Source organism: Microbulbifer sp. (assembly GCF_051659245.1).
In the GTDB taxonomy this organism is placed as follows: domain Bacteria; phylum Pseudomonadota; class Gammaproteobacteria; order Pseudomonadales; family Cellvibrionaceae; genus Microbulbifer.
On record NZ_JBOFOC010000036.1, the window covers coordinates 23,526 to 44,426 of the forward strand.

The 20,901-nt window shown below is 60.6% G+C and carries 21 protein-coding genes and 1 pseudogene; 20 read left to right on the forward strand and 2 right to left on the reverse strand.

Going from position 1 to position 20,901, the window contains the following annotated elements; all coding sequences use genetic code 11:
- The first annotated feature begins 7 nt into the window (after positions 1–7).
- From ACRC0P_RS03775 to ACRC0P_RS03850, 16 genes and pseudogenes are all read left to right on the forward strand, one after another.
- Positions 8–235, forward strand: coding sequence for a hypothetical protein (locus tag ACRC0P_RS03775; protein WP_438628454.1), 228 nt, complete (start codon positions 8–10; stop codon positions 233–235).
- 94 nt (positions 236–329) lie between these two features.
- On the forward strand, positions 330–1,544 hold the full coding sequence (locus ACRC0P_RS03780; RefSeq protein ID WP_438628455.1) for a permease: 1,215 nt from the start codon (positions 330–332) through the stop codon (positions 1,542–1,544).
- A 276-nt stretch (positions 1,545–1,820) separates the two neighbouring features.
- On the forward strand, positions 1,821–2,486 hold the full coding sequence (locus tag ACRC0P_RS03785; protein WP_438628456.1) for a DUF6515 family protein: 666 nt from the start codon (positions 1,821–1,823) through the stop codon (positions 2,484–2,486).
- 119 nt (positions 2,487–2,605) lie between these two features.
- Positions 2,606–4,003 carry a bifunctional UDP-N-acetylglucosamine diphosphorylase/glucosamine-1-phosphate N-acetyltransferase GlmU gene (gene glmU / locus ACRC0P_RS03790; protein ID WP_438628457.1) on the forward strand — a complete coding sequence of 466 codons (1,398 nt, stop codon included), beginning with the start codon at positions 2,606–2,608 and terminating at the stop codon, positions 4,001–4,003.
- A 210-nt stretch (positions 4,004–4,213) separates the two neighbouring features.
- Positions 4,214–5,305 carry a pyruvate dehydrogenase (acetyl-transferring) E1 component subunit alpha gene (pdhA, locus tag ACRC0P_RS03795; protein WP_438628458.1) on the forward strand — a complete coding sequence of 364 codons (1,092 nt, stop codon included), beginning with the start codon at positions 4,214–4,216 and terminating at the stop codon, positions 5,303–5,305.
- Entirely contained in the window at positions 5,305–6,300 is a 996-nt protein-coding gene (locus ACRC0P_RS03800) for an alpha-ketoacid dehydrogenase subunit beta (RefSeq protein ID WP_438628459.1), read from the forward strand. Before pdhA ends, ACRC0P_RS03800 begins: the two co-directional genes overlap by 1 nt.
- Positions 6,297–7,499 (forward strand): dihydrolipoamide acetyltransferase family protein, encoded by a 1,203-nt coding sequence (locus ACRC0P_RS03805; protein WP_438628460.1) that lies wholly within the window; start codon positions 6,297–6,299, stop codon positions 7,497–7,499. The genes ACRC0P_RS03800 and ACRC0P_RS03805 overlap by 4 nt, the downstream gene beginning before the upstream one ends.
- A 142-nt stretch (positions 7,500–7,641) precedes the next feature.
- On the forward strand, positions 7,642–8,400 hold the full coding sequence (locus ACRC0P_RS03810; protein ID WP_438628461.1) for a DeoR/GlpR family DNA-binding transcription regulator: 759 nt from the start codon (positions 7,642–7,644) through the stop codon (positions 8,398–8,400).
- Between the two features lie 113 nt (positions 8,401–8,513).
- Complete coding sequence (glmS, locus tag ACRC0P_RS03815; protein ID WP_438628462.1) at positions 8,514–10,343, forward strand: glutamine--fructose-6-phosphate transaminase (isomerizing); 1,830 nt, start codon at positions 8,514–8,516, stop codon at positions 10,341–10,343.
- A 154-nt stretch (positions 10,344–10,497) separates the two neighbouring features.
- On the forward strand, positions 10,498–10,857 hold the full coding sequence (locus tag ACRC0P_RS03820) for a DUF2089 family protein (RefSeq protein WP_438628463.1): 360 nt from the start codon (positions 10,498–10,500) through the stop codon (positions 10,855–10,857).
- Positions 10,844–11,770, forward strand: a complete 927-nt coding sequence (locus ACRC0P_RS03825; protein ID WP_438628464.1) for a LemA family protein — start codon at positions 10,844–10,846, stop codon at positions 11,768–11,770. The genes ACRC0P_RS03820 and ACRC0P_RS03825 overlap by 14 nt, the downstream gene beginning before the upstream one ends.
- Positions 11,745–13,064 (forward strand): TPM domain-containing protein, encoded by a 1,320-nt coding sequence (locus ACRC0P_RS03830; RefSeq protein ID WP_438628465.1) that lies wholly within the window; start codon positions 11,745–11,747, stop codon positions 13,062–13,064. Before ACRC0P_RS03825 ends, ACRC0P_RS03830 begins: the two co-directional genes overlap by 26 nt.
- 29 nt (positions 13,065–13,093) lie before the next feature.
- Positions 13,094–13,438 (forward strand): annotated as a pseudogene (locus ACRC0P_RS03835) (SIS domain-containing protein); the annotation flags it as partial.
- A gap of 252 nt (positions 13,439–13,690) precedes the next feature.
- Positions 13,691–15,226 (forward strand): hypothetical protein, encoded by a 1,536-nt coding sequence (locus ACRC0P_RS03840; protein ID WP_438628466.1) that lies wholly within the window; start codon positions 13,691–13,693, stop codon positions 15,224–15,226.
- A 28-nt stretch (positions 15,227–15,254) separates the two neighbouring features.
- The gene (locus tag ACRC0P_RS03845; RefSeq protein ID WP_438628467.1) at positions 15,255–15,647 is read left to right on the forward strand and encodes a hypothetical protein; all 393 of its coding nucleotides are present in this window, start codon (positions 15,255–15,257) and stop codon (positions 15,645–15,647) included.
- Between the two features lie 145 nt (positions 15,648–15,792).
- On the forward strand, positions 15,793–16,155 hold the full coding sequence (locus ACRC0P_RS03850) for a transposase (RefSeq protein ID WP_438628468.1): 363 nt from the start codon (positions 15,793–15,795) through the stop codon (positions 16,153–16,155).
- Here ACRC0P_RS03850 and vapC read toward each other — a convergent pair.
- Entirely contained in the window at positions 16,148–16,549 is a 402-nt protein-coding gene (gene vapC / locus ACRC0P_RS03855; RefSeq protein ID WP_438628469.1) for a type II toxin-antitoxin system tRNA(fMet)-specific endonuclease VapC, read from the reverse strand. The genes ACRC0P_RS03850 and vapC overlap by 8 nt on opposite strands.
- On the reverse strand, positions 16,549–16,782 hold the full coding sequence (gene vapB, locus ACRC0P_RS03860; RefSeq protein WP_374693668.1) for a type II toxin-antitoxin system VapB family antitoxin: 234 nt from the start codon (positions 16,780–16,782) through the stop codon (positions 16,549–16,551). The genes vapC and vapB overlap by 1 nt, the downstream gene beginning before the upstream one ends.
- Positions 16,783–16,931: 149 nt before the next feature.
- Between vapB and ACRC0P_RS03865 the strand changes: the two genes are divergently transcribed.
- From ACRC0P_RS03865 to ACRC0P_RS03880, 4 genes are all read left to right on the forward strand, one after another.
- The gene (locus ACRC0P_RS03865) at positions 16,932–17,747 is read left to right on the forward strand and encodes a class II aldolase/adducin family protein (protein WP_438628470.1); all 816 of its coding nucleotides are present in this window, start codon (positions 16,932–16,934) and stop codon (positions 17,745–17,747) included.
- A gap of 526 nt (positions 17,748–18,273) precedes the next feature.
- The gene (locus tag ACRC0P_RS03870; protein WP_438628471.1) at positions 18,274–19,278 is read left to right on the forward strand and encodes a hypothetical protein; all 1,005 of its coding nucleotides are present in this window, start codon (positions 18,274–18,276) and stop codon (positions 19,276–19,278) included.
- 17 nt (positions 19,279–19,295) lie between these two features.
- A complete protein-coding gene (locus ACRC0P_RS03875) occupies positions 19,296–19,781 on the forward strand; it encodes a hypothetical protein (RefSeq protein WP_438628472.1) in 486 nt (161 codons plus the stop codon).
- Between the two features lie 46 nt (positions 19,782–19,827).
- Positions 19,828–20,865: a hypothetical protein gene (locus ACRC0P_RS03880; RefSeq protein ID WP_438628473.1), complete on the forward strand. Its 1,038-nt coding sequence runs from the start codon at positions 19,828–19,830 to the stop codon at positions 20,863–20,865.
- Positions 20,866–20,901 lie beyond the last annotated feature (36 nt).

Below are 20,901 nucleotides of genomic sequence, written 5' to 3' on the forward strand. Positions count from 1 at the left end.
GTGAGCTGTGTCAGAGATAGTCGGGGTCGGTGGTGAAGACCACGTCGAACTCCCGCTCGGCAACAAATTTGTTCATGCGCTCAGTCAGCAGTTCACGCCACGCGTCCGCCTGTTCCACCGGCGCGTGGTATTGATCTTCCTCAGCATCACCGCCAACGAGCGCCCTCCCCCATACAGCGCCATCACCGCCGATGGCAGTGCCATCAGCATCACGCCCAGGACCACCACGCACTAATAAAACGTCACCAATCCGGGATTATCGGGAGCCCGGGCCGGTGATATGGCTACACTCACAGATTGATTCCCCGGCAATCGAAAGCGTCCTGCCTATGCAGAGTCTACTCGCCAATTGGCACCAGGCGGCAACCACAACCTTGGGACTGTTCTGGATGGCGTTCTGGGCCTTTGGCCTGGGTTACCTGATCAGCAGTATGATCCAGGTCTTCGTATCCCGGCGTCGCATGCGGCAGACTATGGGAGAAACCGGGGCCCGGGATATCGCGCTGGCGGGTTTTTTCGGCTTTATATCCAGTTCCTGTTCCTTCGCCGCCCTGGCGACCACCCGTGCGCTCTTCTCCAAAGGCGCGGGATTTGTTCCCTCTCTCGCCTTCCTGCTGGCGTCTACCAACCTGGTGATCGAACTGGGTATCGTGATTGCGTTGTTTCTTGGCTGGCAGTTCGTGGTCGGGGAATATCTGGGGGGCCTGCTGCTGATCCTGCTGATGTGGCTGCTGGTTTCTCTCACCGGGCCGAAAAAGCTGATCGATAACGCGCGCGAGCGGGCCCGCGAAGCGGAGAGTGCCGGTGATGAAGAGGAAATACCCGACTGGAAAAAGCTGATCCGCAGCCGCGACGGATGGCGGCGGGTGGCCGATCGCTATGTGATGGAATGGCATATGGTGTGGCGGGATGTCACCATCGGTTTTACCGTCGCCGGCATTATCGCCACATTTGTGCCGCGCAAATTCTTCCAGACGCTGTTCGTCGGCGCCGGCAGCGGCGATCCGGCTTTCTGGGAAGTATTGCTGCAGAGCCTGGTGGGGCCGGTGGCGGCGTTTTTTACCTTTATCGGCTCCATGGGCAATATCCCGCTGGCTGCCGTATTGTTTGGAAACGGCGTCAGCTTCGCCGGCATCATGGCATTTATTTTCAGCGACCTGGTGGTGCTGCCGGTATTGCGCATCCAGGCGCAGTACTACGGCTGGAAGATGGCGCTTTATATCCTCGGTGTATTTCTGGTTATTCTGATCACCAGCGCGATTGTCATGCACTATGGCTTTGCCGCCCTGGGGATGCTGCCGGAGGCCGATGCGGCCAGAAGTCTCACCGACAGGGAGTATTTTTCGGTCGATTACACCCTGTTTCTGGATCTGGCATTTATCGCGCTGAGCCTGTTTTTTCTGGTTTGGCGCTGGCGGGATCGCGGCCTGCCGGGATTCAAGACGGATCACCTGAATGACAGGATACTGTTGGGACTGGCATGTATCGCTATTACTTGGTTGATCGGTGGAATCAGTTTGCCCTTGGTGATCGAAGGGATTTGATCGCGGGCGGAACTGAAACTTGTCGCCATCGGTCGCCATCGGTCGATATCGTCACGGTATTCAGCCTGATATTCATAACCTCTATCCAGCCTGTTCAGAATCCCCTGGGGAATCGGCTCACCGCGATCAGGCCGTGCCGTCCTCGGAAGGCAGCGGAAACTCCGGGGGAGTTTCTGCAGAGCCGACCTATCGTCGGTTTGGTTCTTTCTTCCGTTCTGGGGATTGGCACTGCCGCAGCATAAACTCTGAACAGTATGCAACCGCGGGAATGCCGTCATGCGCTACGCCATTGCACTTCTGTTCTGCCTCACTGCCGCGCTCGCCTGGCCCCAGGGCGGGGTGCCGGAGGTCCCCACCGGCGCCTCGCAGCTGTTGGTGCGCGGTGAGACCTACTACTATTGGGGCGGTTCCTTCTATCGCCCGGAAAACGGCGGTTACCGACGTGTTGAGCCGCCGCTGGGCGCGCGGGTGCCTTCGGTTCCCGGCGGCGCCAGCAATCTCACCATCAGCGGCGACCGCTACTCTATTACCTCCGACGGCACCTTTTTCCTGTACGACCCCCGTGGCGGCGACTATACGGTGGTCACCCCGCCCCCTGGCTGGCGCGACTACAGTGCGTCGACGAAACTCTACGCGCTTCCGGCTCCGCAGCGCTCAGCTCCACAACCTCCGGCTCCACAAGCCCAGGCTCCGGAACCCCAGGAAATACCCCCGGCCTACCCGTCCTATCCCGACTACGGCGCGGACCGTGACAATCTTTACCCCAACTACGGCCGCTACCGCTACCGCGACGGCGGCCCTTTTGGCAGCTATCGCGATCTCAAATCGGCCTGCCGCCGCATAGCCCGCGACCAGTCGCGCCGCGACAAGGTTGGTCCCTACCGCCGCCAGCCGGGCGGCTACTGGGATGAATATGAACGCTGCCTGCGGCTTGCCCAATGAAATGCGGGGGCGAAGTTTAAATTCCGGTCCGAATTCGCCTGGAGTCGCGTCATGTGAAAATCCCCCATCACCAGGACCTGTTGGGGCCCGACTTGTCCCCCGCCTGCCCAGTCTGCACAATGAGCGCCCTCATCAGTAATGTTATTTCCCCAATCATGACCATCGATATCGTTATCCTCGCCGCCGGCAAAGGCACCCGTATGCACTCGGACCTGCCCAAGGTGCTGCACCCCATTGGCGGCGTGCCCATGTTGGGCCGGGTGATCGACGCCGCCCGGCTGTTGGGCGAGGTCTCCATCACCGTGGTGGTGGGCCACGGCGCGGACCTGGTGCGGGAGCGCTTTGCCGACAGCGGGGTGCAATTCGTCGAGCAGGCGGAGCAGTTGGGCACCGGCCACGCGGTGGCCCAGGCGATCCCCAACTTCCGCAAGGGTTCGACCGTGCTGGTGCTCTACGGCGACGTGCCGCTGGTACGGAGCGGCACTTTGCAGTCTTTGCTCTCGGCTTCCGACAAAGGGCCGGCGCTGCTGTCGGTGGAGGTGGCCAACCCCGCCGGCTACGGGCGCATAGTGCGCGATGACGCCGGGCGTGTGCTGGCGATTGTGGAGGAGAAGGACGCCGACGCCGACACCCTGGCGATCCGCGAGATCAATACCGGCATCCTCGCCGCGCCGGCGGAACTGCTGGCGGAGTGGTTGCCAGAACTGTCCAACGACAACGCGCAGAAGGAGTACTACCTCACGGACGTGGTGGCCCGTTCAGTCGCTGAAGGTATCGCCGTCACCGGTGTGCGTGCCAGCGACCCGCTGGAGGTGGCGGGGGTCAACAGCCGTGCACAGCAGGCAGAGCTGGAGCGCGCTCTGCAGCGCCGCCAGGCCGGGGCGCTAATGGCCGCCGGCGTCACCCTGCTGGACCCGGCGCGTCTCGATATTCGCGGCAGGCTGAACTGTGGCACCGATGTCTGTATCGATATCAACTGCGTGTTCGAGGGCGAGGTGACCCTTGGCAACGGCGTGAAAATTGGCCCCAACTGCCTGCTGAAGAATTGCATACTCGCCGATGGCGCGCGCGTGGAGGCCAACTCCGTGATCGAGGACGCCCGGGTGGGCGAAGCCTGCACCGTCGGCCCCTTCGCGCGCCTGCGCCCCGGCACAGAATTGGCTGAGGGCGCCAAGGTGGGCAATTTCGTCGAGACCAAGAAGGCGCAGATCGGCCGTGGCAGCAAGGTCAATCATCTGTCTTACGTGGGCGATGCCATCGTGGGAGAGGGGGTCAATATCGGCGCCGGCACCATCACCTGCAACTACGACGGCGTGAACAAATTCCGCACCGAGATCGGCGACGGTGCCTTTATCGGCTCCAACACCGCGCTGGTGGCCCCGGTGAGTGTGGGCGCCGGGGCCACGGTGGGCGCCGGGTCCACCGTCACCCGGGAGGTGGGCGAGGAGGAACTGGCGGTGGCCCGCGGCCGGCAGCGGAACATCACCGGCTGGCAGCGGCCTTCCAAGAAAAGCTGACCTCAGTTCAAATCACGCCCCATTGCTTCGTCATACCGGCGCAGGCCGGTATCCAGTTCGGTGGCAACTGGGTTCCGGCCTGCGCCGGAACGACGAATAGTTGCAGGGCGAATTCTCCCCTACGAATCAGGCGGAAAATTCCTCCTCATCGGGCCGGTAGGCCGCCCCCATCCGTTACACTTGCGCTTCGGGAACATAAGGAATTGCCCGATGCATAAACCCAGAATGCACCTGCTCGCCTCCTTCGATATTGCGCACCTGCAGTACCTGGACGAGGCGGGTCGCGCCACCCAGGAACTCCCGGGCTTCGCCACCCCCGACACCCTGCTCGCCTTCTACCGGCAGATGGCCCTGGCGCGGCTGGTGGACGACCGCGCGGTCAAGCTGCAGCGCACCGGACAGCTGGGCACCTACCCCTCCAGCCTGGGCCAGGAGGCCATCGGCGTGGGCACCGGCAGCGCGCTGGAGAAAAGCGACGTCTACTGCCCCTACTACCGGGAGAGCGGCGCGCTGTTGGAGCGGGGCGTCAAGATCGAGGAGATCCTCGACATCTGGGGCGGCGACGAGCGCGGGCAGGATTTCCGCCACGCCCGCGAGGACCTGCCCCTCTGCGTTCCCATCGCCACCCAACTGCTGCACGCCGCCGGCGTGGCCTTCGCCCTCAAGTACAAGCGCGAACAGCTGGGCGAACCGCCGCGGGTGGCGGTGGCCAGCGCCGGCGACGGCGCCACCTCCAAGGGCGATTTCCACGAGGCCCTGAACCTGACCGGTGTCTGGAAGCTGCCGGCGGTGTTCGTGATCAACAACAATCAATGGGCCATCTCGGTGCCCCGCAGCGCCCAGAGCGCGTCGAAAACCATCGCCCAGAAGGCCATCGCCGCCGGCATCCCCGGCCTGCAGGTGGATGGCAACGACGTAATCGCGGTGCGCTCTGCGGTGGCGGACGCCATCGAGCGCGCGCGCAACGGCGAGGGCCCCACCCTGATTGAAGCCACCAGCTACCGCCTCTGCGACCACACCACCGCCGACGACGCCAGCCGCTACCAGCCCGAGGAGGAGGTGCGCGAGGCCTGGAAGCGCGAGCCCCTGATCCGCCTCGGCCGCTATCTGCGCGACGAGGACCTGTGGAGCGACGAACAAGAGGAGGAGTTGCAGCGGGAGCTGGCGGAGGTGATGGAGAAATCCCTGCGCGTCCACGCCGAGCGCCCCAAAGATAAACCCACGGCGATGTTCGACCACCTCTACGCCCGGCTGCCTGAGGCCTTCCTGGAACAATACGACCAACTGGCCGGGGAGCAGTGATGGCGCAGATCACCCTGTTGGAAGCGGTGAACCAGGCCCTGGCCCACGAACTGGAAGCGGACCCCAAAGTGGTGGTGTTCGGCCAGGACGTGGGCGTCAACGGCGGCGTCTTCCGCGCTACCGAGGGCCTGCAGAAAACCTTTGGCCCCGAGCGGGTTCTGGACACTCCGCTGGCGGAAACCATGATCGCCGGTATCGCCGTGGGCATGGCCGCCCAGGGTCTGCGCCCGGTGGCCGAGTTCCAGTTTATGGGGTTCATCTACCCCGGTCTGGACCATATCCTCAACCACGCCGCGCGCTACCGGAACCGCACCCGCGGGCGCCTGTCCTGCCCGATCGTCTACCGCGCGCCGTTTGGCGGCGGCATCCATGCGCCGGAACACCACTCAGAGAGCACCGAGGCCATCTTCGCCCATATCCCCGGGCTGCGCGTGGTGGTGCCCTCCTCCCCCGCCCGCGCCTACGGCCTGCTGCTGGCGGCGATCCGCGACCCGGACCCGGTGATCTTCCTGGAGCCCAAACGCATTTATCGCGCCGCCAAACAGGAGGTACCGGACAACGGCGAGGCCCTGCCCCTGGACCGCTGTTTCGTGCTGCGCGAGGGAACCGATATCACCCTGATCTCCTGGGGCGCCTCGCTGAAGGAGACCCTGGAGGCCGCGGAACAGCTGGCCGAAGAGGGCATAGAGGCGGAAGTCATCGACCCGGCCACCCTCAAGCCGCTGGATATCCACACCGTGATCGACTCCCTGGAGAAGACCGGCCGCTGCGTGGTGGTACACGAGGCGGCGCGTTTCGGTGGCCTGGGCGCGGAGATCGCCGCGCAGATCGGCGAATACGCCTTCGACCTGCTCAAGGCGCCGGTGCAGCGGGTCACCGGCTACGATACGGTGATGCCCTACTACCAGTTGGAAAACAGCTACCTGCCCGACACGGAGCAAGTGCTCACTGCGGCCCGCACCGCGTTGGACTATCCAGGTGAGGGCGCGAAATGAAAATCTTCACGCTGCCGGACCTGGGCGAGGGCCTTCAGGACGCGGTGATCCGCGAGTGGCACGTGGCCGAGGGCGAAACCGTCGCCGTCAACCAGAGCCTGGTCACCGTGGAGACCGCCAAGGCTTTGGTGGATGTGCCCGCCCCTTGGAGTGGCACTGTAGGAAAGCTCTACGCCGCCAAGGACGACACCATCGACGTCGGCCAGCCCCTGGTGGGCTTCGCCAATTCAGAGGACAGGGAACAGAAAACAGAAGACAGAGAGACCCCCCCTGTAGGAGCGGCGGGGCGGCCGTCCGCCCATGGCCGCGATCGGCCTCCCTCCGAAGAAAAATCCTCCGACGCCGGCACAGTGGTCGGCAGAATCCAGCAAAGCGGACAAACCCTGGGTGAAGAAGCCGCCCCCCGCGCGCCGGTACACCGCACCGCAACTCCCGCGGTCCGCGCCCTGGCCCGCCGCCTGGGAGTGGACCTCAGCCAGCGGCAACCGCAAGGAGAGCGCTTCACCGCCGACGAGGTGCGCGAGTTGGCCGGGCGGAAGCCGGAGCGGGCGCAGGAGGAGAAGCGCCCGGCCAAAGCGCCCGCAAAAGGAGCCTCCCCCGCCCGCCGCGCCATGGCCCTGGCCATGAGCCGGGCCCGCGACCAGGTGGCGCCCATGACCCTGTGCGACCAGGTGGACATCTCCACTTGGTGGGGCGAGCAGTCCGCCACCCTGCGCCTGATCCGCGCCGTGCAAAAGGCCAGCGCCGCCGAACCGAACCTGAACGCCCTCTACGAAAACGACACTCTCTCCCCCTCCGCAACGGTCAATATCGGCCTGGCGGTGGATTCCCCCCGCGGTCTCTACGTGCCCGTACTCAGGGATGTGGCCGCGCGCTCCGACGAAGAGTTGCTGAAACAGATAGAGGATTACAAAGAGCAGGCCCGCGAGACCGGCATCGCCCGGGAGGACCTGCAGGGCGCCACCCTACTGCTGTCCAACTTCGGCGGCATGGCCGGCCGCTACGCCACACCGGTAGTGCTGCCGCCCACCGTGGCGATCCTGGGTGCCGGCGGAGTCTTTCAGGGAGTGGTGGCGGTGGACGACAAACCCGCCGTGCGCCCCCTCCTCCCCCTCTCCATCAGCGCCGACCACCGGGCGGTTACCGGCGGCGAACTGGCGCGTTTCCTGAAATCATTGATGGAGTCCCTGTCTTCGTAGGTGCGCCGCGCGCACCAACATCGTCAGCGGTGCGCACGGCGCACCCTACGATCAAAGCCCCCTAAAAACCCTTCAAAAATTACTGTGGGAATTAATCTTTCGTTTTGCTATTGTTAAGTTTCAAACCGAAACTTAACTGGCCATGTCCAAACGCAACACCCTTCAACGCCGCCATCGCATACTGGAACAGCTCAACGAAGCCGGCGAGGCCAGTGTGGAGCAACTGGCGCGGCAATTCGAAACCTCAGAAGTTACGATTCGCAAGGACCTCACCGCCATGGAGAGTGCCGGCCTGCTGCTGCGCCGCCACGGGGGCGCCATTCCGGTGCCGCGGGAAATGGTGGCGGAAGAGGCTCCCTCAGAGGTGAAGCGCGCCATCGGCCGCGCCGCCGCGGCGCTGATTCCCGACCACCACCGCATAGTGATCGACTACGGCCGCACCACCGCGGCGATGATCCCCGAACTGGATCGCAAACGCGGCCTGGTAGTGATGACCAACTCACTGCACGTGGCCAACGCCCTGCGCGAGCTGGAGAACGAACCCACCCTGCTGATGACCGGCGGCACCTGGGACCCCCATTTCGAGGCATTCCAGGGCCGGGTGGCGGAACAGGTGCTGCGAGGCTATGACTTCGACCGGGCCTTTATCGGCGCCGACGGCATCGACCTGGAGCGCGGCACCTGCACCTTCAACGAACAGATAGGCCTCTCCAGGGTGATGGCCGACGTAGCGCGGGAGGTGGTTGTGCTGGCGGAATCCAGCAAGGTGGGCCGCCGCATCCCCAACCTGGAATTGCCCTGGGGCCAGGTGGACACCCTGGTGACCGACAGCGGCCTGCAGGAAGAAGCACAGCGGAAATTGGAATCCCAAGGCGTGCGGGTAATCCGCGCCCCCCTGTAGGAGCGGCCCATGGCCGCGATCGGACTTCGCGAAAACCACCGATGGCGGCCACGGGCGGATAGCCGCCCCGCCGCTCCTACAACCACTCTATAACTTGCGAGAGGTAAACGAATATGTGTGGAATCGTCGGCGCGCTGGCCCAGCGCAACGTCAATGAAATCCTGCTGGAGGGGCTCCGCCGTCTGGAGTACCGCGGCTACGACTCCGCCGGCGTCTGCCTGCTGGACGGGAACAGCCAGCTGCAACTGCGCAAGAGCCAGGGCAAGGTGGCGGACCTGGAGTCCCGGCTCGCCGCCGACCCCGCCACCGGCCGCCTGGGCATCGCTCACACCCGCTGGGCCACCCACGGCGTCCCTTCGGACGGCAACGCCCACCCGCACCGCTCGGAACATATCGCCCTGGTGCACAACGGCATCATCGAAAACCACCAGCCGCTGCGCGCCGACCTGCAGGCGCGGGGCTACCAGTTCGATTCCGATACCGACACCGAAGTGGTGGTGCACCTGATCCACTCCCTGGCGGGCGAGGGCTGCAGCCTTATGGAAGCGGTCACCACCGCCATCGGGCAGCTCGACGGCGCCTACGCCCTGGGGGTGATCAGCGCCGACGAGCCGGGCACCCTGGTCTGTGCCCGCTCCGGCAGTCCCCTGGTGGTGGGCGTTGGTATCGAGGAGAACTTTATCGCCTCCGACCCCATGGCCCTGCGCCAGGTCACCGACCGCTTTATCTTCCTCGAGGAGGGCGACGTGGCGGAGATCACCGCCGCCGGCATCGCCATACGCGACAGGAGCGGCGAGGAGGTCAGCCGCCCGGTGCACAAACTGGACGGCGGCCACGACGCCGCGGACAAGGGCCGCTACCGCCACTATATGCAGAAGGAAATCTTCGAGCAGCCGGAAGTGGCGGCCGCCACCCTCGCCGGCCGCATCGGTGCGGAAAGCGTGCTCGCCGAGGCCCTGGGCACCCGCGCCAACGAGCTACTGCCCCAGGTGAAGCAGGTGCAGATTGTCGCCTGCGGCACCAGCTATCACGCCGGCCTGGTGACCCGCTACTGGCTGGAGGACTGGGCGGGTGTGCCCTGTTCCGTGGAGGTGGCCAGCGAGATCCGCTACCGCAAAACCGCGGTTCGTCCGGGTACCCTGTTCGTCACCATCTCCCAGTCCGGCGAGACCGCCGACACCCTGGCTGCGTTGCGCCAGGCGAAGGAGCTGGGCTACCTGGCCTCACTGGCCATCTGCAATGTGCCCAACAGCTCCCTGGTGCGCGAATCGGAAATGTCACTGATGACCCTGGCGGGCCCGGAGATCGGCGTGGCCTCCACCAAGGCGTTCACCACCCAGCTGGTGGCGCTGCAGCTGTTCTGCATCGCCCTGGCCAGGGCCAACGGTATGCCCGCGGAACGGGAAGCGGAGCTGGTCGGGGCCCTGCACCGCCTGCCGGAACTGATGGAGCAGTTCACCGGCCTGGACAAGCTGGTACGGGCCACCTCCGAAGCCTTCGCCGAGAAGCACCACGCCCTGTTCCTCGGCCGCGGTGTGGAATACCCCATCGCGCTGGAAGGCGCGCTCAAGCTGAAGGAAATCTCCTATATCCACGCCGAGGCCTACCCCGCCGGCGAACTCAAGCACGGCCCCCTGGCCCTCGTGGACGCGGACATGCCGGTGATCGCCATCGCCCCCAACGACGAGTTGCTGGAGAAACTCAAATCCAACCTGCAGGAAGTGCGCGCCCGCGGCGGCGAGCTGTTTGTCTTCACCAGCCCCAAAGCCGGCTTCGCCAGCGAGCCGGGCATCACCGTGGTGGAAGTACCGGACGCCCCCGAAAGCCTGGCGCCGATCCTGTACACCGTGCCGCTACAGCTACTCAGTTACCACGTGGCCCTGCTCAAAGGCACCGACGTGGACCAGCCGCGCAACCTGGCCAAGTCGGTAACGGTGGAATAGGCTGTTTCCAAAACACAGAGGCTCCCACGGGAGCCTTCACCGCCCGGCTCGCACCAAAAATTCATCTCTTGTCTCAAGCTTCTGAACCAACCCCTATTGGTTTTTAAAAATTAAATTCTTGACGAATTATTTTTAATAATATTTAATTTCGTCCGTGAAATGTTCCATATGTGCTTCTACACTCGGTCTCCAGCGGCTGCACTGCGAAAGTTGTGGTGTCGGCTTCGAGGGGGATTTTCTCCTGCCCCGGCTGGCGCGGCTGGAACCGGACTTGATGCGCCTGGCGGAGAGCTTCCTGCTGGCGGGGGGCAACCTGAAAGCCCTGGCCCAGGACATGAACATCAGCTACCCCACCCTGCGCAAGCGGTTGGATGATCTGATCGAGGAGTTGAACCGTCTCGCCGAGGCCGATCGCCAGCGCAGTGAAGCACTATTGAAGGCCGTGGAGAGGGGGGATATCCCCCCCGAACAGGCCGCCAGGCAAATTAGGGAGCTGAACGGTGGAACCTCATGAACGCATAGAGCGGATGCTGGCGGAAAAGCGCATCAGCGCCGACCAGGCGAGACAATTGTACGCCGCCATGGAACAGGCCAACCCCGCGTCCACACCGCCCGCCCCCAGACAAACCTGGCGCAGTTGGTTGCCAGCGGCGCTGATTGTCCTGCTGTTACTGATCGCGCTGTCGGCCCTGTTACTTGGTACCGACAGCGTTTCGCAAGTGCAGGACATCGAACAATGGATGCATACAGATAATCAAACGGGAGAGGTTCAAACCATGTTGCCACGCACTACCAGCCTGGCGCTGATTTTGCTGGTTCCACTGGCAATACTGTCCATAGCTGCCGGCTGGGCCTACAACAGTATCGTTTCGCGAGAAGAGGCTGCCTACACCGCCTGGTCGCAACTGGAGAGCAACTACCAGCGCCGGCACGACCTGATTCCGCAACTGGTAGACAGCGTGTCGCGCTACCTGGACCACGAGAGAGCCACTCTGGAAAGCCTGACGGAACAGCGCAGCGCCCCCTTGGCCGGGGCCATGGATGCGGTCATCCGGGCTCACACAGAAGCCGCACAAGCTGTCGGTGCTACTAACGGAACGATCCCCGGCGACGAGCAGATGCTGGATCGCATCGCCGCCAGTCAGGGAAAACTGGCGGAAAGCGCCCGGCACCTGTTCGCGGTAGTGGAGAACTATCCGGACCTGCGCTCCGCCGACCAGTTCCTGGGCTTGCAGGCGCAACTGGAAGGCACTGAAAACCGTATCAATGTGGCCCGCATGCGTTTCAATGAGGCAGTGCAGTCCTACAACTCCCGAATCCGCAGCGTACCCGCCAACCTTATCGCCAGTGCCGGGGGGTTCCAGCGCAAGGCCTATTTCCGTGCAGGGCAGGAGGCTCGCGATGCGCAAGCGCTACCCTTCCAGTAATTTCGTCCTGCGTTTCGTCTGGCTGCTTTTGTTCTCCCTGATGGTGTTCGCCGGCTGCGCCGGCGAACCCCGCTGGTTGCGAGATCCCGGTCGTGTGTTGAACCCCGAGCAGGCCGACTACCTCCAGCAGCACCACCGGCAGCTGCTGGAGGACCACGACATTGATTACCGGGTGGTGATCAGCGCCTCTGGCGGCGACATGGAACGGCGTGCCCTCGCACTCTTCTCCGAACTGGGTGCGGGCCAGCAAAGCGGCAGTGGTCGCGGCCTGTTGCTGCTGCTGGACACACAGCTCAACCAAGTGAGAATCGAGGTATCCCAATCGCTCGAGGGGGTCTACCCGGACGCCTTTGTGGCCTATCTGGAGCACCGCCAGATGGTCCCCTTCTTCCGCCACGACCGGGTGGCTGACGGCATCGCCGCGACTACCGAACTGGTTGTGACCCGCGCCCAGGAGGCCGCCAGGCAACAGGCCTTCGATCCCAGTACCCTGCCGGCCCTCAGTGGGGGCGCGGGCGCCCGCACCGCCGCTCGCTTGGGCGAAGGAGAGGTGCCGCGCCGCGAACGCGCACAGCGGGATGTCGCCGCGGCGGACACGCCGGCCAAAACCGTGGAACGCTATCTGCAGGCCATGGCCCGGCGCAACGACCGGATCGATCTTGCAATCTACACCCGGAATACCCGGGAGATGTTGAAAGATTGGGTGATGACCCCCGCACAGATGGACAGCGTCGCCCGCGCCTACCGGGACTGCGGCCCGGCCAGGGAGCTACGTGGCCCGGCCCGCGGGGGAGATCTTGCGGTAGTGCGCTACCCACTGGAACAACGCCAATGTTCCCCTTGGTTTTTGCGCCGGGAAGAGCGCCATTGGCGCCTGGATCTGGCCGCCCAGCAACAACTTATCGGCTTCGGCCGCGACAACCAGTGGCATCTCAACCCCAAAATAGGAACCGGTAATCGTAACCCCTGGTTTTTCGGATTCATGGATTGGAGTGTGAATCGCAACGGTTTCCCTATGCGGAAGAGCCGGCCCCGCTGGGCGCTTTCGGTTACCACCAACCAGAATGGAACTTTCGTGCGCTGGGTGGGAGAAGGCTCTCCCGCAGAACGTCTCGGTTTTGAATTCGGCGATCAATTACTGACGTGGAATGGAGAGCCGGTGAAGCACAGCCGCCATGTAGCCGAGCTGATGCACAGCGCCGTGCCAGGGGAAGATACGGCAGTCGAGATACAGCGAGGAGAGCAGACCCTGACCCTGGCCGGCAGCGCTCCGCCTCGGCGTACCTCCCTATAGATGAGGGCTTCAGGTTTCAGCTCAGTAGCGCCGAGGCCTACCCCGCCGGCGAACTCAAGCAGGTCCCCTGGCCCTCGTGGATGCGGATATGCCGGTAATCGCCATCGCCCCCAGCGACGAGTTGCTGGAGAAACTCAAATCCAACATGCAGGAAGTGCGCGCCCGCGGCGGCGAGCTGTTTGTCTTCACCAGCCCCAAAACCGGCTTCGCCAACGGGCCGGGCATCATCGTGGTGGAAGTACCGGACGCCCCCGAAAGCCTGGCGCCGATACTGTACCGTGCCGCTACAGTTGCTCAGTTACCACGTGGCCCTGCTCAAGGGCACGGATGTGGACCAGCCGCGCAACCTGGCCAAGTCGGTGACGGTGGAATAAAACTCGCCACTTCCCCTCTCCCACTTGTGGGAGAGAGGAAACGGGTCGCTCAGCGGTGTCAACACCAATGCGCTTGACTACATATAAGCAGCTTGCTAGGTTGCCAAAATCACTGTAGGAGCATGCTTGCAGGCGAAAAATAGAAAAAGGAAATATGGAAAGGGCTGTATTGCAGCCCCGCTCGTCAGCGCAAACCAACAATAATCCCCCGCCGCACGGAGCACCGCGGCAGCATAGCGACAGGCTGTTGCCATGAAAACCAAACTGCTTCTTCCCTTCCTTCTGTGCCTTATCCCAGCCTTGTCCCTGGGTCAGGGGTTCGACGAAAACTACGAAGTTCGCAAGGGCGATTTCAACGGCGACGGCCTCACCGATCTCTATATCCGCCAGAAACCACAGGTAGTGATATTGCATGGAGATATCGCCACGCCGATAGTGATACCTGCGCCTGTGAAGGAGTTTGTTCTCAGGCAACAAGCGAACAAAGAACTTGTGCTCGTTACCAATTTGTCATCCAGCCAAAAGATACGAGGACAACAGTGGCCAATAGCAGAAGTTAGAACCAGGCTAAGAGATGCCAACGTGGATGGTAATTTTGATCTTGTTATTGAAGGAATTAAGGGCAGTATACCTGATTCATTTGATCAAATAGTTTTTTCTGGTTCTCAAGGGGATGGGCCTTTTCATATTACCGCTATGAATGAAGCCTATCAGGATTTTTATTCAGAACTTTCTCAGTGGATGTTGAATCCAAACTTTTTTGATGAAAGCGTTCCCATACGAGTGGTTGATTATACGCAGCCTGCAACAAAATATTTTGGGTCACTTAAAAATTTGAAGGCTTTTTTGGGTATAAGCTCTCTAATGGCTGCTTGTAAAGCCGATGCCAGAGACCTTGCTTGTGGAATATCTACTTCTAACCCGTCCCCATGTTTAAGAAAACAAGAAATATTTGATGAAAATGGCGAATCTCAGGGCGTTCATTGGATTAATGTTTGTACCTCTTTTGATTGGCACGTCTACGGATATGAGCAAGGTAAAGTAACTCTAGAAGCTGATTATTCAGCCTTTAATCAAGATGCTCTTGAAACGTCTCGGGTGCTTGATAGGCTCAACAAAGATTGTCCTGCAATACCGACAAGGGCTGAAGAAATTATTCTAGAAGATGTATTTGAACGTGTTTATGGAGGAGGGATTTTTAAGGATGGAGGGCCACTAGAGTCAGTCGTGGATGTAGATAATCATATTATACATGCCCCCTTTCCTGGAGATGAAATTTTTGACGAAACCGATGTTACATATCACCACTATGATGTATTAACAAAAATTTGCGATTCAGGAAGCCCAAACTGTAATAAAGGTTTTGTCAAATCCAATGCATTGAGATATTTTTCTTATCCAAGTTGGAGGCTGGAGCCTACGTACACTCAACTTGATGGGGAAAGCGTTTTAGTATATATATCGCCACTTTCTGTTCCGGAAACATTCATGGTTCCTGGAGGGACAGTGACGCAACACGAATTACAAGGAACGTGGAGGGGCGCAATTCAGAATATTACTGAGGTTACACACGTAGTGTACCCAGGGACAATTTCGCGAGTTATTATGAATAAAGGGGATGCTCTTTACAGTCTGACCCATGGAGTTGGAGTGAACAAAGCGTTTTGTTCTCCATATGCCTTCAAGCCAATACATATGTTGCTGGGGTTCTCAAATGACGTTTTTGGAGCGAAAGCGTTTAACACACTAGATTCTGAAATGAAAAAATATTGGGAAGAAAATTATTAGTGCGATAAGAATGTCGATTAGGAAAAAGTTGATACTAGCTGAGACTGCCATTTTAATGGCGCCAACATTTTTTGCGATGGTATTTGGCTTAATCCTTTTGCCTCATCAATTGTTTCTCTTTGCAAATCATCCTAATAAAGATTCGCTAATCGTTATAGGTTATTATATTGGGATATATCTCGGATTTTTGCCATTTTGTTACGCAATATATTTGTTATTAAACAAAAAGAAGCCTTCAATTTGCAAGTGGTTTATATTTGTAGGTTTTTTTGTTTTTATAATTTCCTTAGCAGCAGGGCCTTATGGAGTATTTTCTCCCCATGGCTCTTTGCCAATAGGCGTAACGATCCCATTTTCGATTATGCCATTAATTTGTGTACTCCATATTTTTTACTTGATGGTTTCAGAAAAGTCTGAATAAAGTCTTGGGTTGGGAGCTACATCCGGCATGAGAATTCCGGGGACGAATTCCGGGGACAGTATACGCGGGAATTCCGGGGACAGTATACGGAATTGTACAGAATTCCGTATACATACTTGCTGAGTCAATTTGGAGAGACAGGTAGATGGCACGAATAGCCCGCGTGGTTCTTCCCGGATGTCCACATCATGTCACCCAACGGGGAAATCGGCGTCAGCAAACCTTCATTTGCGACGAGGACTATCAAGCGTATATCGATCTATTGGCGGATGCTTGTCGGATGCACGGTACAGAAGTCTGGGCTTGGTGCCTGATGCCGAACCACGTCCACTTGGTATTGGTGCCTTCGTCAGAAGATGGGTTGCGCGCGACTATTTCCAAAACGCATCGTCGCTATACAAGGCGGATAAATCTCCGCGAAGGTTGGCGGGGGCATCTTTGGCAGGAGCGCTTTCATTTGAATTTTGATGGCCACAAATACCGGCTACCCCGAACGGCCGTTATTTGAGCCAATTGGCAGTCCTGACCCCATCGAACCGCTTAAAGTCCTTCACATTATTTGTCACCACGACAAGCCCTCTGGAGCGGGCGTGCCCCGCGATCATGCTGTCGTACGAGGCGTCCTTTCTGCCGCTTCTCTTGAGGTCGGCTCGAATCTCACCGGTATGGACGGCTGCCGCTTCGTCATAGGGCAGCACATCCAGCCGTGCAGTGAAGCTCTCGACCTCTCTTGTGTTGCGGTCCGGATCACTGGAAACCGAGGCGCCGTACATAAGTTCCATCAGAGTCACGGTGGATATGCACATCTGCCCGTGGTGCGCGTTGAAGGCCCGGCGGGCCTTTTCGGGCCGGTTCTTCAGCACATAGATTACCGTGTTGGTATCCAGCATGTATCTCAGCATCAGAGGTCTTCCCTTTCCTGTGCGTCTGGTTGGTCACGGCTGTCCATAAAATCGTCGGTGACGCCCTCGCCGGCAAACCAGGAGTCCCAGCTGTCGTCAACCGGTACTATCAGGCGGGCCCGCCCCATGCGGACAATCTCTACCTGCTTGACGTTGTCGGGCAGCGCCACATCCTTGGGCAGCCGCACGGCTTGTGTTTTGTTCGACATGAAAACGCCGGCTTTGGTGGTCACAGGCCGTTCCTCCAATTTGGTATATCCCTATTGGATATATTAGAGTTGGTGGTCGTAGCCGTCAAATAGTCAGCTTGCCTGTCTGCTGCTGAAAAGTCGTGCTATAACGGCTTCCCAGCGGTACCCAAACTCAACGAAAGGGCCGGCTTATGACCACTGTGGAAAAAAATAAGGACACGGAAGATTCCAACCCCATCCTGATGAACGGCAATATGAACATGCTGCTGGGGGAGACGACCCAGCCGCCGGAGCAGGTGCGCGAGGAGCGCAAACGAAAACTCACCGCCGCCTTTCGCCTGTTCGGCAAATTCGGTTTCGACGAGGGGGTGGCCGGGCATATCACCGTGCGCGATCCGGAACACGAGGATCACTTCTGGGTTAATCCCATGGGTGTTTCCTTCAAACTGTTGAAACTGTCGGATCTGCTGCTGGTGAATCACAAGGGCGAGGTGGTGGAGGGGGACGGCTACCTGAACGGCGCGGCTTTCACCATCCACTCCCATATCCACAAGATGCGCCCGGACGTGGTGGCCGCGGCCCACGCCCATTCCCTGTACGGCAAGGCCTGGTCCACCCTGGGCCGATTGCTGGACCCTATCACCCAGGATGCCTGTGCCTTCTACGGCGACCACGGCCTGCTCGACACCTTCTCCGGCGTGGTGTTGGAGATGGGCGAAGGCGAGGCGCTGGCGAGGGCGCTGGGCAACAGGAAGGCGCTGATCCTGCAGAACCACGGCCTGCTCACCGTGGGCAAATCGGTGGACGAGGCCGCCTGGTGGTATATCACCATGGAGCGCAGCTGCCAGGCGCAGCTGTTGGCGGAGGCCGCCGGCACGCCGAAACTGATCGATCCGGAAGTGGCGATCCGCACCCGGGCGGTGGTGGGGACCGAACTGGCGGGAATTTTTAGTTTCCAGCCGTTATATGACGTGATCTGCGCCGAACAGCCGGAGATACTTGAATAACCGGGGCCCGCGTGGCTCCGGCTCTGCGCACCGTTTGAGTCCCCTCCGCCGCAGACGCCTTGTTCGCAACCGTTTTCCCGCTGTCCGCCTGCCCCGCGCTGTCGGCCCCGGAAGCTGCCGGGCGCTGACGGCGGATGCAAGACGTTGCCCTGGCCCTGCTACCTGCGCCCGATTTTCACCTTTTTCACCCTGGCCATCGGCCTGGTGATCGTCACCGTGGTGACGAAAAAAGCCCATCCGTCGGTCCCCTCACTCAAAATGTGACCATGTCCCAGCCCGGCGAGCCCCGCTGACTCGCTGACACTGGTGGATGCGGATACGCCCCCTCCCCCCTCCGGTAATTGGCCAGACATTCTTTCCATAACTGTCAATACTTCCATTAATGTAAATTGGAATATCTATTCTAATTTTTATTTCGTTTTGTTGTAAGTCACGACAAAATCGTGATACAAATCACAAAAATCGCGCCACAACGGAATTGTCGGCCGTGAGATTACTACTCAATACCTGCATCAAAGGGTCAAAAATGGGTATTTTTCTACGCTGCTGGCTCATTGGGGGAGTCGCACTGTTCCTGTCGCAGTTGTCGCTGGCTGCCGGCACCGGGGCGGGTACCACCATCAGCAACACCGCCACCGCCACCTTTACGGACGGCGGCGGCAATCCGCAAACGGTCAACTCCAACACCACCAATCTCACGGTAGATGAGCTGCTGGATGTCACTCTGGTGAGCAACGATGCCGGCAGTGTCTCTGTGTCGGTTTCGGAAAACGACGCGGTACTGTCTTTTACTGTCACCAATACCGGTAACGGCGAGGAAAGTTACGAACTGGGCCTGAACAGCAGCGTCACTGGCGACGATTTCGACCCGCAGAATGCAGAGATCCACCTGGACACCAACGGTAACAGCCTATACGACCCGGGCGTGGATACCCTCTATGTTCCGGGTAGCACTAGCCCCCCCCTGTTACCGGCGGACGGTGCAGTCACCGTGTTTGTCGTGTCGGATATGCCGACTTCTCTTAGCAACGGCGACATAGGTCTGGTGGAGCTGACCGTGGAATCCGTCACCGCGCAGGCTACCCCCGGAGCCGACAGCCCCGGCACTGTCTTTGCGGGCCAGGGCGACGGCGGCGGCAATGCGGTGGTTGGCGCCAGTGGCGCCGCCGCCTCCGGACAGAACGGCTACCAGTCGCTGCAGGCGGAAATTGCCTTCAACAAGAGCCAGAGCGTGGCTGATCCCTTTGGTGGAAGCGCCGCGGTGCAGGGCTCGGTCATCACTTATACCCTCAGCTTCGAAGCCAACGGCACTGGCGATATCAGCAATCTGGTGTTGAGCGACGACATTCCCGACAACACCACTTATATCCCCGGCTCCATCACCCTCAACGGTGCCGACAAGACAGATACGCCCGGAGACGACGAGGCCGCTTTCGATGCGGGCAGTTCACCCAACCATATCGAGGTAGACCTGGGCACCGTCACCGCGCCAGCCACCCACACAGTCACTTTCCAGGTGCAGATCAACTGAGTGACGAGGAGGTCTCCATGAAAATGAAAGCACTTATTTCTTCCCTGGGCCTCGCGGCCCCGCTGCTGGCTTTTGCCATACCGGCCCTGGCGGCGGTGGAGCTGGAGACGCGGGCCTACCGCGAGGTGGAGGTTGCCAGTGCGGATGGCGAGAAGGCCAAGAATCTGGAACCCCTGGAGCGCGCCGCGCCCGGCCAGGAAGTGGTCTATGTGATCACCTACCGCAACAGCAGTGATGAAGCGGCGCAGGGGCTGGTCGTGAACAACAAGGTGCCCGCGGAAATGGTGTTCGTGGTGGGTTCTGCACGGGGCGCCAATGCGACTGCCGAGGTTTCGGTGGACGGCCGCACTTTCGGCCAGCTGGCCTCCCTGCGGGTAAAAAATTCCGATGGTAGCCAGCGCCGGGCTTTGGCGGCGGACGTCACCGCCCTGCGCTGGACGGTACAGGGCGCTGTGGCGCCGGGCGCTTCCGGCAGTGTCAGCTACCGCGCGGTTTTGAAATAAAAAAACAAACGGTTACTCACTTAATAATAACGGAGCGAAGTCAACAATGATTTCCATAAACAACAATTCCCTGCGCCTGGCGGCAATGGCCGGGTTGCTGATATTGGGCTTGGTACCGCAGGCCTTTGCCGCCGGCACCGCCGCCGGTACCAGCGTAGAGAACACCGCCACCGTAGATTACCAGGTGGGCGGCGTTCCCCAGACACCGGTAGACAGTAATACCGCAACCTTTACCGTGGATCGGGTGGTGGACATGACCCTGACCGCGGACGACAGCCCCGTGAGCACCGTGCCCGGCGCCAGCGGCCAGGTGACCGGTTATACCCTCACTAACACCTCCAACGCCCCGCTGGATTTCGATTTCAGCGCCCTGAACCTGAGCGGTACGGATATGGGCGCACTGGGTGTGGACAATCAGGATGGCACCAGTATTTCTGTGTTTCTGGATGTCGACGGCAATGGCGTCTACGACCCGGGCACCGATACAGCCGCCAGCGCCGATGACCTGGCCGCCGACGCCAGCGCCAAGGTATTTGTGGTTATCGATGTCCCCGCCGACGCTGTCGACGGGGACATCATCGGCGTGGCGCTTACATCCGCCGCCAAAGAGACCGACGGCAGCGCCCTGGCGGAAACTGCCGGCGCCAATACCGCCGGCGAAGACACGGTATTCGGCGATGCCGCCGGTGCCACCGACGCTGCGCGCGACGCCACCATCAGTGCCTACGGTGCCTACGGTGTGGCCAGTGCCAGCATCACCGTGGCCAAGAGCTCCACGGTAATCAGCGATCCTTTCAACGGCACCACGGACCCCAAGTTTATCCCCGGCGCGGTGCTGGAATACTGCATGGTGGTGACTAATGGCGGCAGCACTCAAGCCACCGACGTCGCCCTGACCGACAACATTCCCGCCAATACCACCTATGTGGCCAGCAGCGTTGCCACCGGCACCGGCGCCAGCTGCGGCGTGAGTGCCGACGGTTCGCCGCTGGGCAGTGAATCCTCCGGTACCGTCACCGTGCCCTTCGGCAGTGTTGCCGCCGGCAGCAGTGTCTGGGCCAGTTTCCGAGTCACCCTGCAGTGATTTAGTGGTCGGCGCAGCGGTTCCGCCACCAGGCAG